The sequence below is a fragment of the Acidovorax sp. GW835-FHT14G06 genome, assembly GCF_058793595.1.
Genome location: NZ_JBXAGA010000005.1, coordinates 91937 through 105274, shown reverse-complemented (window position 1 = coordinate 105274; position 13338 = coordinate 91937). Strand labels below are relative to the sequence as shown.

At 66.0% G+C, this 13338-nt stretch carries 11 protein-coding genes; 1 reads left to right on the top strand and 10 read right to left on the bottom strand.

Annotated elements, in window-relative coordinates:
* Positions 1 to 2 precede the first annotated feature (2 nt).
* Positions 3 to 1067, bottom strand: coding sequence for a GlxA family transcriptional regulator (locus tag AC1Q64_RS09890; RefSeq protein ID WP_492251200.1), 1065 nt, complete (start codon positions 1065 to 1067; stop codon positions 3 to 5).
* Between the two features lie 122 nt (positions 1068 to 1189).
* Here AC1Q64_RS09890 and AC1Q64_RS09885 point away from each other — a divergent pair, with 122 nt between their 5' ends.
* Entirely contained in the window at positions 1190 to 2533 is a 1344-nt protein-coding gene (locus AC1Q64_RS09885; protein WP_492251199.1) for an amidohydrolase, read from the top strand.
* A 34-nt stretch (positions 2534 to 2567) separates the two neighbouring features.
* On the opposite strand, the gene AC1Q64_RS09880 is transcribed toward AC1Q64_RS09885, so the two are convergent.
* The 9 genes from AC1Q64_RS09880 to AC1Q64_RS09840 form a co-directional block, all read right to left on the bottom strand.
* A complete protein-coding gene (locus AC1Q64_RS09880) occupies positions 2568 to 4286 on the bottom strand; it encodes an NAD(P)/FAD-dependent oxidoreductase (RefSeq protein WP_492251198.1) in 1719 nt (572 codons plus the stop codon).
* Positions 4287 to 4475: 189 nt separating this feature from the next.
* Complete coding sequence (locus AC1Q64_RS09875) at positions 4476 to 5540, bottom strand: lysylphosphatidylglycerol synthase transmembrane domain-containing protein (protein ID WP_492251197.1); 1065 nt, start codon at positions 5538 to 5540, stop codon at positions 4476 to 4478.
* An 18-nt stretch (positions 5541 to 5558) separates the two neighbouring features.
* On the bottom strand, positions 5559 to 6797 hold the full coding sequence (gene clsB, locus AC1Q64_RS09870; RefSeq protein ID WP_492251196.1) for a cardiolipin synthase ClsB: 1239 nt from the start codon (positions 6795 to 6797) through the stop codon (positions 5559 to 5561).
* Positions 6794 to 7567 (bottom strand): endonuclease/exonuclease/phosphatase family protein, encoded by a 774-nt coding sequence (locus tag AC1Q64_RS09865; RefSeq protein WP_492251195.1) that lies wholly within the window; start codon positions 7565 to 7567, stop codon positions 6794 to 6796. The genes clsB and AC1Q64_RS09865 overlap by 4 nt, the downstream gene beginning before the upstream one ends.
* 189 nt (positions 7568 to 7756) lie before the next feature.
* A complete protein-coding gene (gene cysK, locus AC1Q64_RS09860) occupies positions 7757 to 8674 on the bottom strand; it encodes a cysteine synthase A (protein WP_492251194.1) in 918 nt (305 codons plus the stop codon).
* A 127-nt stretch (positions 8675 to 8801) separates the two neighbouring features.
* A complete protein-coding gene (rtcA, locus tag AC1Q64_RS09855) occupies positions 8802 to 9869 on the bottom strand; it encodes an RNA 3'-terminal phosphate cyclase (protein ID WP_492251193.1) in 1068 nt (355 codons plus the stop codon).
* Positions 9866 to 11086, bottom strand: coding sequence for an RtcB family protein (locus AC1Q64_RS09850; protein ID WP_492251192.1), 1221 nt, complete (start codon positions 11084 to 11086; stop codon positions 9866 to 9868). Before AC1Q64_RS09850 ends, rtcA begins: the two co-directional genes overlap by 4 nt.
* Before the next feature lie 21 nt (positions 11087 to 11107).
* Positions 11108 to 11848: a hypothetical protein gene (locus tag AC1Q64_RS09845; protein WP_492251191.1), complete on the bottom strand. Its 741-nt coding sequence runs from the start codon at positions 11846 to 11848 to the stop codon at positions 11108 to 11110.
* A gap of 27 nt (positions 11849 to 11875) precedes the next feature.
* Complete coding sequence (locus AC1Q64_RS09840; protein WP_492251417.1) at positions 11876 to 13015, bottom strand: slipin family protein; 1140 nt, start codon at positions 13013 to 13015, stop codon at positions 11876 to 11878.
* Positions 13016 to 13338 lie beyond the last annotated feature (323 nt).

The following is a 13338-nucleotide window of genomic DNA, read 5'->3' as shown; positions in this document are numbered from 1 at the left end:
TTTCACGTCAGATCCACCCGCCAGCGCCTGCGCGGCGCGCGCAAGGCGTGGCGCTTGCGGTACTCCCCCGGCGCCATGCCGGTGTAGCGTACAAAGATGCGCCGGAACGCAGCCGGGTCGGCATAGCCACAGGCCACCGCAATGCTGGGCACGCTCTCCAGCGTCACCTCCAGCAGCACCTTGGCGCGTGCGCAGCGCAGGCCGTGCAGGTGGTCCAGCGGCGACTGCGACAGCTCCAGCTGAAAGTGCCTCAGCAAAGTGCGCGGGCTCACCGCCGCCGCCTCGGCCAGCCGGGCCAGCGAGTAGGGCTCGTCCAGATGGGTCTCCATCCAGGCCATGGCGCGGGCCAGGGTGCTGTCGCGCGTGGCGGGGATGTGTTGCTGCGCGTTGGCCTGCAGCGCAGCCCGGGCGCGTTCGTGGTCGGGCCGCAGCACGCTGGCGCAGGTCTGGGCCAGTGCGTCGCCCAGTGCGTGGCGCACCAGGGCGATGGCCATTTCTCCCAGGCTGTGGGGCAGCGCACAGCTGAGCCAGGGGCCGTCATCGGTCAGGTCGTGACCTGCATCGAGGTCGATGTCGGGAAAGTCGCGCTCAAACCCGGCCAGGTAGAACCACGGCAGGCAGCAGCGGCGGCCCTGCAGGCGCCCGCTCTGCGCCACCAGCCAGGCACCGTTGCCGACGGTGAGCACCTTGTGCCCGGCATCCAGCGCAATGCCGATCTGGCGCGAGAGGGCGCGGTGGCGCGCCGCCACATCGCGGATGGCCGGGATATCGGCCGCGTGGAACGAGGGGATGAACCAAGCGAATGCCGGCCCCTCGGCAGGTGCCGCCGTGGGCTGCGTGTAGGTCGCCAGCGGGCCCGGCTGGTGCGCCAGCGGCTGGCCTTGGGCGTCCAGCAGCCGCCAGGCCAAACGGGGTGAGCCAGCTCCGCCCCGTAAGCCGGCCAGCAGATTGGCGCTGCGCAAGAGATCAATGAACTGCAGTGCATTGCCCACCGCCGATTCGGGCAGCAGCGGGATGTCGATGCGAAAAACTGGCGCCGTCGCAGACGGGACAGAAGAACGGGGCATGGCGATATTGGCTCTGTGGATGGCCATTTTCGCTTGTCTGCAGCATGGGGTGGGCTCTTAGCATGAACGTGCGTTGTTTGCTGCCTTCCTTTTTGTTTTCACTTCCTGCACGGATCTGTCTCATGCACAAACCCCTCTCTGCCATCTCGCTGGCCACCGGCCTGCTTCTCAGCGGGCTGACGTTCGCACCGTCCGCCCAGGCCCAGGCCCTGGACGCCACCGGCCTGCAGGCCATCGATGCCGCTGTGAGCGCCGTGGCGCCCAAGATGGTCAACTGGCGCCGCGACATCCATGCCCACCCTGAACTCTCGGGCCAGGAGGTGCGCACCGCCAAGCTGGTGGCCGAGCATCTCAAGAAGCTGGGCATGGACGTGCAGACCGGCGTGGGCGGCACCGGCGTGGTGGGCACGCTCAAGGGTGGCCTGCCCGGCAAGGTGGTGGCCCTGCGCGCCGACATGGACGCCCTGCCTGTGCAGGAGAATACCGGCCTGCCGTTTGCCAGCAAGGCCAAGGCCAACTACCTGGGCAAGGAAGTGCCCGTGATGCATGCCTGTGGCCATGACGCCCACACCGCCATGCTGATGGGCGCGGCCGAAGTGTTGGCGGGCATGAAAGCCCAGTTGCCCGGCACGATCAAGTTCATCTTCCAGCCCGCCGAAGAGGGCGCGCCCGTGGAGGCCGATGCCAACGGCAAGGTGCCCAGCTTTGGCGCCAAGGCCATGATCGAGGCCGGTGCGCTCAAGGACGTGCAGGCCATCTACGGCCTGCACATCACCTCCAACCTGCCCGGCGGCGTGGTGGGCTACCGCAGCGGCCCGCTGATGGCCGGGTCTGACAACATCACCATCCATGTGGAAGGGCGTGGCGGCCATGGCTCGTCGCCCTGGGCCACCATCGACCCCATCGTGGCCGCCAGCCAGGTGGTGATGGGCCTGCAGACCGTGGTGAGCCGCCAGCTCAACATCAGCCAAGAGCCCGCCGTGGTCACCATCGGCCAGATCCAGGGCGGCACCCGCTACAACATCATCCCCGACAAGGTGGAGATGATGGGCACGCTGCGCACCTTTGACGAAGACATGCGCCAGGAAGCGCTCAAGCGCATCACCACCACGGCCGAGTCGATTGCCGCCGCCAGCGGTGCCAAGGCCAGCGTGCGTTTTGGCCCCGTGGCCTACCCCGTGACCACCAACCCCGCGCCGCTCACGCAGGCCTCGCTGCCCGCGCTGAACCTGGCCATGGGCGGCAAGACCATGGTGATCCCGAAGGTGGCAGGGTCGGAGGACTTCTCGGAGTTCCAGAAGGTCGTGCCGGGCTTCTTCTACTTCCTGGGTGCGCCACCCAAGGGCAAGGATTTTGCCAAGGCCCCGCCCAACCACTCTGCGCTGTTCGACATCGACGAAGACCAGTTGCCCGTGGGTGCCCGCTCGCTGGCGGCGCTGGCCGTGGACTTTTTGCAGCGCAAGTAAGCGGTGCCCCGGGCCGGCACCGCCAGGAGGCAGGTCAGCCCGCTGCGCCCAGCAGGCTTCGGGCGACGGCCTCGCCGACCTTGATGCCATCCACGCCGGCGGACAGAATGCCGCCCGCGTAGCTGGCGCCTTCGCCCGCCGGGTACAGGCCCGGCGTGTTCAGGCTTTGCAAGTTGTCGCCGCGCCCGATCTTGAGCGGTGATGAGGTGCGTGTCTCCACGCCGGTCAGCACCGCGTCGTGCATGTCAAAGCCCTTGATCTTGCGGCCGAACACGGGCAGTGCCTCGCGCAGCGCCTCGATGGCGTAGCCGGGCAGGGCTGCGTGCAGGTCGCCCAGGGCCACGCCGGGCTTGTACGAGGGCTCCACGCTGCCCAGTTGGGTCGAAGGCTTGCCCGCAATGAACTCGCCCACCAGTTGGCCCGGTGCGCTGTAGTCGCGCCCGCCCAGCACAAAGGCATTCGATTCCAGCTGGCGCTGCAGCACGCTGCCCGACAGGGGGTGGAACTGCCCGGCGGGCAGGGCCTCGACGCCGTAGGTTTGGCCCAGGTGGGTTTCAAACGCCTGCGCATCCTGCGGGTAGTCGCGTGGGTCGATGCCCACCACCATGCCCGCGTTGGCATTGCGCTCATTGCGCGAGTACTGGCTCATGCCGTTGGTCACCACGCGGTGGGGCTCGCTGGTGGCGGCCACCACGGTGCCGCCGGGGCACATGCAAAAGCTGTACACCGCACGCCCGTTTTGTGCGTGGTGCACCAGCTTGTAGTCGGCCGCGCCCAGCAGCGGGTGGCCCGCATGGCGGCCCCAGCGGGCGCGGTCGATCACGCCCTGCGGGTGCTCGATGCGGAAACCGATGGAAAACGGCTTGGCCTCCATGGCCACGCCACGCTGGTACAGCATGGCAAAGGTGTCGCGCGAGCTGTGGCCCAGCGCCATCACCACATGGTCTGCGCGCAGCTCGGTGGTCTCGCCCGTGGCCTGGTTCAGCACCTTCAGGCCGCGCAGGTGGCGCTGCTCGCCCTGGCCTTCGATGATCACGTCCGTCACACGTTGCTCAAAGCGGATCTCGCCACCCAGTGCAATGATCTGCTCGCGCAGGTTTTCCACCACCTTCACCAGCTTGAAGGTACCGATGTGCGGGTGGGCGACATACAGGATTTCTTCGGGTGCCCCGGCTTTGACGAACTCGTTCATCACCTTGCGGCCCAGGTGGCGCGGGTCCTTGATCTGGCTGTAGAGCTTGCCGTCACTGAAGGTGCCGGCGCCACCTTCGCCAAACTGCACGTTGCTTTCGGCATGCAGCTCGCGCTTGCGCCACAGGCCCCAGGTGTCTTTGGTGCGCTCGCGCACGGTCTTGCCGCGCTCCAGCACGATGGGCTTGAAACCCATCTGCGCCAGCACCAGCGCAGCAAAGATGCCGCAGGGGCCAAAGCCCACCACCACCGGGCGCAAGGGCAGCTCGGCAGGCGCCTGGCCCACGGGGTGCCAGGCCATGTCGGGCGTGGGCTGGATGTGTGGGTTGCCAGCAAACTTTGCGAGCAGCGCGGCTTCGCGCTCAGGCTGGGCCAGCGTGATGTCCACGATGTAGACCGCCAGCAGGTCGGCCTTGCGCGCGTCAAAGCTGCGCTTGAAGACGTGCAGGTGGGCAATGTCGGCGTCAGCCAGGCCCAGGATTTGGGCGGCAGCGGCGCGCAGGGGCGCCTCGGGGGCTTCGGCCACGGTGAAGGGCAGCCGGATTTCGGAGAGTCGGATCATGGTCTTGCGGGCCCGTGTCGATCGGGCGAAAAGCAATGGCGTGGGGCCGGGATGATACGGGGTCCGCGCAGCGGGCGGAACCCCTGTCGGACCGAGTTACCGGGGTATCGGGCGGCAAGGCAATGTAAAAATGATAGCAATAAAGCCAATATGCACTAGCGCATCTGGTATTTTTGGCTGAAATTCTGACTACGGAGTGCGCTGCATGCCTTGCGCAGGCCCCTGGCGCCAACGCAGCTCGGCCACACCCAGCGCCACGGCCGCAAAAACCAACGGCCCAAAGTAGTACAGCGCCCGGTAGGCCAGCAGTGCCGCCAGCACCTGTTCTTGCCCCAATGCGTCGGTGGCCAGCAGCGCCACGCCCACGGCCTCCAGCACGCCCAGGCCTGCGGGCACGCGCAGCACCAGCCCAGCCACCGCCCCCAGCAACACGGTGCCCAGCGCGGCGGGGTAGCTCACCTGGTGTTGCAGCACTGTCCACAGCGCGGCGCCCATCAGCATCCAGTTGGCGGCCGACACGGCCACTTGCCACAGCGCCACGAGCCAGTGGGGCATCGGGAAAGCGTGGCCCCGCAGCGTGAGCGCGCGGCCCCTGCGCACCGCGCACAGTGCCAGGTAGGCCAGCGGCAGGCAGCCGAGCACTGTGCCGCCCAGGTGCCACTGCCAGGGCGTCACTGCCCACCCGGCCACTTCAGGCGGCTGCCACAGCCAGGCCAGCACCGCCGCAAGCAACAGGTAACCCACCCAGTTGGTGACGATGCTGGTGCCCACCACCTGGCCGATGGTGCCCGGGTCCACGCCGCGCCGCGCATACAAGCGGTAGCGCACGCCCAGGCCGCCAATCAGCGAGCCCAGGTTGAGCGTGAACGGATAGCTCGTCATGGCAATCGCCAGTGTGGTGCCGCGCGTCAGGCGGTGGCCGCTGCAATGGCGCCCCACCCAGTCAAAGCTGCCATAGGTGAAGTGGCTCAGCAGCGCCAGCGCGCCGCCCAGCGCCAGTGCGGTGGTGGGCAGGTCGCGCAGCGCCTGCAGCACGGCGGGCCAGTCCACCGTGCGCGCCTGCCGAAAGATCAGCCCGGCCACCACCACAAAAAAAGCAGTGACGCCCCCCCGGGTGACCCACGGCCACCAGGCCTGCTGCGGCCAGAGGCGCCAGCCGCTGGCTGGACTGCGACTGCTGCCGCCGCGCCCTGGTGTCTCTGCGGCGTTGGCAGTGCCCGCCTGGGTGTCCGCGCGCAACGTGGATGTGGCCATGGTGGGGCGCCTGAAGGGTCAGGTGGCCGGGCTGCTGGCAGCCTCTGCGGGAGCTGTGCCCGGGTTGGCCAGCGTGATCGTGGGCTCGTGCCTGGGCAGCCAGCCCGCCCATGCTGGGAACCAGCGCATCAGGTGGAACACCGCGTAGCTGCGCAGCAGGCGCAGGCCTTCCCCGCGGCTGGGGGGCACGGCTTGCACTTGCTTGCAGCTGTGCTCCATCAGGTGCGACAGGCGGCGGTGCAGGTTGGCATTGAAGGCGCGGTCCTGGATGATCACGTTGGCCTCCAGGTTGAGCGACAGGCTCAGTGGGTCGAGGTTGCTGGAGCCCACGGTGGACCAGTCTTCGTCCACCAGAGCCACCTTGCCGTGCAGCGGGCGGTCGCAGTATTCGTACACCCGTACGCCCGCGCGTTGCAGATGGTCGTACAGCAGGCTGGCCGCTGTCTTCACGATGGGCATGTCGGGCTGGCCCTGCAGGATGATGCGTACATCCACCCCGCGCTTGGCGGCACGTCGCATCTCGCGGATGAACCGGTAGCCCGGGAAGAAGTAGGCGTTGGCAATCACCACCCGGCTACGGGCTGCGCGCAGGGCTACGCGGTAGTGGCGCTCGATGTCGTTGGTGTGCTGCTGGTTGTCGCGTGTCACAAACATGGCATGGGCCGTGCCCGCATGGGGGCGCCCGGTAACGCCTGCGATCTGACTTCGCTTGCGGTCATGGGGGCTCAGCACCGCTTCGCGCGCGAAATGGTGCATCTGCGCCACGATGGGGCCGCGCACCTGCACGGCATAGTCCTGCTTGGCTTCGGGGCCAAAGTCGGCCACATGGTCGGCCGAATAGTTGATGCCTCCGATGAACCCCAGGTGCCCGTCCACCACCACGATCTTGCGGTGCATACGGCGCAGCAGGTTCAGCCGCTGGCCCAGGAAACGGCGGCCCGGGTCAAAGATGCGAAAGTGCACGCCTGCCTCCACCAAGCTGCCCACAAACTGGTCCGACAGGTCGGGCGAGCCAAAGCCGTCCACCAGCACATGCACCTCCACGCCCCGCCGGGCGGCCGCCAGCAGCGCGGCGTGCAGCTGTTGGCCGATCTTGTCCTCGAACAGGATGAAGGTTTCCAGCATGACCTCGCGCCGGGCTTCGGCAATGGCCTGGAACACGCGGGGAAAGAACTCCTCGCCGTTTTCGAGCAACTCGAAATGGTTGCCGGGCACCCAGCGGGACGAGCGTGGCGCGCGGAAGGTAGGGCGTTTCATAGCAGGATCTCCGCAGCCAGGGGCGCATGGTCCGAGAGCTTGTCCCAGGGTTTCTTGGGCAGTGCCAGTGGCGAGTGCACGGTTGCGTTGCGCACGTAGATGCGGTCCAGCGCCAGCAGCGGCATCGCCGCCGGAAACGTGCGCACCGCCCGGCCAAAGGCCTGCACAAACACTTCCTGCAATCCCGCCTCGTGCTGTAGCACCCGGTGGGCGCGGTGGCGCCAGTCGTTGAAGTCGCCCGCCAGCACCACGGGCTCGTGGGCGGGAAAACTGTTGACCAGATCGCACACGCGGCGCAGCTGGTGCTGCCGGTGCGACTCCTGCAGGCCCAGGTGCACACACACGGCATGCACCGGCAGGTGGTGCCCGGGAGGCTGCAGCACGCAGTGCAGCATGCCGCGCCGTTCGGGCCCGCTCACCGAGATGTCGTGGTTCTCGTAATGCGTGATCGGAAACTTGGACAACAGCGCATTGCCGTGGTCGCCGTTGTCATACACCGCATTGCGGCCATAGGCGTATTGCGACCAGATGGTGTCGGCCAGAAACTCGTAGTGCGGCACCTGCGGAAAGTTGGCGAACCGGCTGGCGTGCCGGTGGTGCGTGCCCAGCACTTCCTGCAAGAACACCAGGTCGGCCGCCACGTCGCGCACGGCCTCGCGCAGCTCGTGCAGCATGAAGCGCCGGTTGAAGGTGGTAAAGCCCTTGTGCACGTTCACGGTGAGCACCTTGAACGCAATAGGCTGGGGGTCTGTCGCGGAGTTCGGGGCCATGGGCAGTTGCAATCGTTGGAAGGGGCTCCGGCGAAGTCACTGCAAAGGTGGGCCGGGGCGAATCCCGATTGTTCTGGCCCGTAAGCGTTGCCGCTGTAGGACGGCTGGCCGTGGCTTTGTGCTGCGTGGGCCAAAAAAAGGGGCCCCGAAGGGCCCCTGGAACTTGCGTGGTGCGTGTGGCCGTGGCCATCAGGCCGGCAGAAAGCCTTCCACCGACAGGTAACGCTCGCCCGTGTCGTAGTTGAAGCCCAGCACTTTGGCGCCTGCGGGCAGCTCTGGCAGCTTTTGCGCAATGGCGGCCAGCGTGGCGCCCGACGAGATACCCACCAGCAAGCCCTCTTCGCGCGCAGAGCGGCGTGCGTATTCACGGGCCGGTTCGGCATCGACCTGGATCACGCCGTCGAGCACGCTGGTGTCTAGGTTCTTGGGGATGAAGCCCGCACCGATGCCCTGGATGGGGTGGGGCGACGGTGCGCCGCCCGAGATCACAGGCGATGCCGTGGGCTCCACGGCAAACACCTTGAGCTGCGGGAATTTTGCTTTGAGCACGCGCGCCGTGCCCGTGAGGTGCCCCCCGGTGCCCACACCGGTGATGATGGCGTCCAGCCCGTCAGGGAAGTCGGCCAGGATTTCTTGTGCGGTGGTGCGCACATGGATGTCGATGTTGGCGGGGTTTTCAAACTGCTGCGGAATCCACGATCCGGGCGTCTGCGCCTGCAGCTCCTGGGCGCGGGCAATCGCGCCCTTCATGCCCTTTTCACGCGGCGTCAGGTCAAACTGCGCGCCATAGGCCAGCATCAGGCGGCGGCGTTCGATGCTCATGCTGTCGGGCATCACGAGTACGAGCTTGTAGCCCTTGACGGCCGCCACCAGCGCCAGGCCAATGCCGGTGTTGCCCGAGGTGGGCTCGATGATGGTGCCGCCGGGCTTGAGTGCACCGGACTTTTCAGCGTCCTCCACCATGGCCAGCGCAATGCGGTCCTTGATGGAGCCGCCGGGGTTGCTGCGCTCCGACTTCACCCACACGTTCGCGCCAGGGCCGAACAGGCGGTTGATGCGCACGTGGGGCGTGTTGCCAATGGTCTGCAGAATGTTGTCAACTTTCATGGCGTCTCCTGTGAAGTGTCGGATGGGTCAAAGGGGAAGGGGTTTGGTGCGCATTCTGAACCAGTTGTTCTACGGCCTTGGCCATATGGATATACCCAGGGTACGGGGCCATGCCGCTGCAGTCCTTTCAGGGCGCGGGCGATATCTCTACCCGCATCGCACCCTCTGCGGATGTGATCTGTACCCGAACAGGCAAACCCAGCGCAATGGTCTGCGCATTGGTGGCCGTGTGCTGCGTTACCTTGGTGCAGGTGTAGCGCGCGGCCTGCCCGCTGCGCCACACCGCCAGGGCCAGGGGCAGCATCCACTGGTCGGCCAGGTGCGGGCCCAACGCGCCTGCGCTGCGCTGGTAGGCGCGCACCTCGTCCACCAGCCGCCTGGCCACCTGCTCGGCCGACAGACTGCGCTCGCCCAGTTGGCAGAACACTTCGGTGATGTGCTCGTACTCCAGCGTGGCGATCAGCGCATTGCCCGGACCCTCGTTCTGGCGCGTGGGTGGATGGCGTAGCTGGCTGGCTTCATAAGTCCAGCCCATGCGCTGGCCCAGCGTCTCCAGCTCCCGCGTGGCAATGTGGCGCGCCAGGCCTGGTGCCAGTGCCTCCGCCCAGCCGTTTTGCAATGTGCCTCGCTCCAGCACATCCACCGGCGCCAGTGACTGCGTGGAGGCGGTTGCGGGCCTGATGTGCGCCACCAGCTCGCCACCCCCGGCGGGGTAAAAGCCGCGCCGCTGCAGTTGCAGCTCCAGCCCCACGCCCAGCCGCCGCACCAGGGGCGCAAACGCCCGCTCCAGAAAGTCAGACGGCGGTGCCATGGGGTTGTGCGTGCCGCCCGCCAGCTCGACCTTGCTCGGCCCATCGGCCAACATCAGGGCGGGCAGCACCGTCTGCAGTACCAGCAGGCAGCTGCCTGCGGTGGCGATGTGAAAACGGTAGTCGCCCGAGCAAACCGCACCGGGCGTGAAAAGCAGCGTTTGCGAGTTCAGCTCCGCTCCCTCGGCCTGACCGTTGCATACGGCCACGGCCGCCTGCACGCAGGCCAAGTGCTGCCGCATCAGCCCCGGCTTGGGCCGACCTGCGCGGATGCGCGTGATGTGCAGCGGCCGGCCGGTGACCATGGAGAGGGCCAGGCCGGTGCGCAGGATCTGGCCACCTCCTTCTCCGGTGGAGCCGTCTAAGTCCAGTTGCTCCACATTCATCCCTTTACGCAAACCACTTGCTTCAGCGTGTAGACAACCTCCACCAGGTCCTGCTGCGCCGCCATCACCGCATCGATGTCCTTGTACGCCATCGGAATCTCGTCGATCACGTCGGCGTCCTTGCGGCATTCCACGCCCTCGGTCGCCTTGATCTGGTCTTCGACGGTGTACATCTTCTTGGCCTTGGTGCGGCTCATGGTGCGGCCTGCGCCGTGGCTGCAGCTGTTGAAGCTCTCGGGGTTGCCTTTTCCGCGCACGATGAAACTCTTGGCCCCCATGCTCCCCGGGATGATCCCCAGCTTGCCTTGCTCGGCACTCACCGCGCCCTTGCGTGTCACGAAGACCTCTTGCCCGAAGTGCGTCTCGCGCTGCACGTAGTTGTGGTGACAGTTCACCGCTTCCACGTGGGTCTCGAACGGCTTGGTGATGACTTTTCGCAGCGCGGCAATCACGCGGCCCATCATCACCTCGCGGTTGGCGGCGGCGAATTTTTGCGCCCACCCCACGGCCTTCACGTAGTCGCCAAAGTACTGTGCGCCTTCCTCGAAGTACGCCAGGTCCTTGTCCGGCAGGTTGCGTTGGTTCATCTCGGCGTCCTTCTTGGCCAGCTCGATGAAGTGGGTGCCGATGGCGTTACCTACCCCACGCGAGCCCGAGTGCAGCATCACCCACACGGACTGGTGTTCGTCCAGGCAGATCTCGATGAAGTGGTTACCCGTTCCCAGCGTCCCCAGGTGCTTGTAGTTGTTGGTGTTCTTGATGCGCGGGTGCGCCTCGCAAATTTCCTCGAACTCATCCACCAGACCGGCCCAGGCGCGGTCGGTCTCGGCGGGCGGGGTGTCCCAGCTGCCTTTGTCGCGGCCCATGCGTTTGGGCGTCATACCCACAGGCACCGCGCGTTCGATGGCGGCGCGCACGCCAGACAGGTTGTCGGGTAGGTCGCTGGCCGTGAGCGTGGTCTTGCACGCCATCATTCCGCACCCCAGGTCCACACCCACTGCGGCGGGGATGATGGCCTTGAGGGTGGGCACGACGGAGCCGATGGTGGCGCCGATCCCCAGGTGCACGTCGGGCATCACCGCCACGTGTTTGAACACGATGGGCAGGCGCGCGATGTTGCGCAGTTGGTTACGGGCTTCTTCTTCCACGGGCACGCCGTTCGTCCACATTTTCACGGCGACGCCGTTGGGGACTTCGAGTTGTTCATAGTTGCTCATACTTTCTTTCTTCTTTGTCGTTCATTGAACCATTCCGCGTGCCGCAGCCTGCGCGTAGTTCTTGAGTTCGTCGTCGTTCTTCACGTTGCGTATGAAGGCATCCATGTGCGCCTTCAATTCCTTGGGTCTGTTCAGGCGTGACCCTTCGTGCCCGATCCCGTGCAGTGCCGACACCTGCGCTTCGCGCCACGGCATTGCCAGCATCTCGCAGAACACATGCCACATGGCGTCGCGCCATTCAGGAATGTCCTTGGCGTTCCAGAACGTAGGCCATACGTCAAACCACATGTAGCTCACGAAGTAGAGGCGGTCGCTTCGGCTGCCAATCGCGCTCTGCTCGGTGCTCAGGCGCGGCCCCAGGCAATCGCGCCACAGGGTGGACAAGGCCCGCATCATGCGCATCGCGTCGGCCAGCGGCACGGACGGGTCGTTTACCATGTGCGGGATGTCACCCGCGTTGTTGCTCATCACGTGGTTCAGCCCCATGCCGACCTGATCGTCGCTGTAGGGCGCCAGGTCGGTTCCTACGTTGGCGAACAACACGGTCTGGATGTGCGTCCATTGCAGCGGCGTGGCTTCGAACGCGGGCTCTTCGATGTCCCAGTACCACTCCTGACCGCTCTTGTCGGGTACGGGGCGATCGAACAGGTAACGCAGGGCCGCGTTGTAGACCACTGGGTCGAGGCCAATGGATTCGCAGGTGACCGCAGCGTTGTCCCGCCGCTGGCGCTTTTCGCGGGGCGTCAGTTTTTTGTTCTTCATCGCATTCCTCGTCGCGCTTTGCTCACTTCAGCGCATCTTCACCAATCCATTCAACACCTGGTCCAGACCGCCAAAGACGGAGATCTTGTCGATGCGTTCAGCCACGCGCTCCAGCGTCTCCAGCTCCTTCATGCGCAGGGCGACAGGGTTGTCCTCCATCACTTTCGCCGTGTTGAGCAGCGAGCGCGTGGCGGCGGTTTCCTCGCGGCGGCGGATCACGTTGGCCTCGGCCTGCTTCTGGGCCTGCACCACCTGGGTCAGGATGGTTTTCATCTCGCCGGGCAGCACGATGTCCTTCACGCCCACGCTTTCCACCAACATGCCAAAAGGCATGAGCTTGGTGACCATGTGTGCGGTTACCACGTCGTCGATCACCGTCTTGTTCTCCAGCAGCTCATCGAGCGTGCGGGTGCCCACGGCGGCGCGCAGCGCAAACTGCAGCTCGCGGTACAGGTGGTCGGCAGGCTTTTGCAATTGGGCAAAAGCGCGCAGCACATCGGTGTAGCGGTAGGTGGCGCACAGGTTCAGGCGCAGGCTTACCTTGTCGCGGGTCATGATGTCCTGGCCCGATACTTCCACGGCTTGCAGGCGCAAATCCACCATCTCCACGGCCACGGTGCGGCCGTACTTCCAGAAGGCGTAGGTGCCAGCCGTGAGCAGGCGCTCGACCTTGCCGTCCACCGTCAACAGCGCGCACTGGCCCTCGGGCACCTGCACCTGCAGCACACCGGCCAATCCGGTCACGCTGCGCTGGCGCAGCTGGGTCTGCGTCAATCGCGCCACCAGTGCGGCAGGTAACTCGGCGCCCGCTTGCAGGTCCACCACTTGCACGCTCACCTCCACCAAGCCTTTCCAATAAAGGCGGCGGGTGCCGGGCGGCAGGATCTCGACCAGCACGCCGTTTTCGCTGCGCAGGCCCACTTGCTGCTCCGACAGGTTCACCTGCACGAATTCAGCGGCCACCACGGCAGGTTCCTGTGCCATCAGGTAGTCGGCCAGGCCGTGGGTGAACGCAGGTTGTTCGAGGGCGAAGGTCTCCACGCGCAGCTGGTCCAAGCCCGCAAACAGCCAGTAGGTGCCGCTTTGCAGCACGCGGTCAAAGCTGCCGTTGCGCAGCAGCAGGGCGCGTTCATTCTTCTTGACGGTGGTGCGTTGGATCAACTTCATCATTTTTCTTCTCCTCGTTCTTTCGTTGTCGTTGCTTTGTCGTTGTCGTCATGGCAATCAGGGTGCCGTTACAGCGATGGCAGGGTGCCAGCGGGCACAGCTAGGGCACTGCAGTGCGCCGTGGTTGCTGCCCTGCAAGCAGAGCGGCAGCGTGGCTGGCTGCGGGCGCAGGCTGTGCCGGGTGCTGGCACAAACCGTCACCGGCTGACGGGGCCTTGCCTTCTGAGTGCGTTCTGACAACACAACCCTGGGGCGACTCCCCGCGTTCGGCGGGTGGTCTTTCGACCGTTACTTCCAAGTGCTGGTCTTGCGGCCATGGGCAG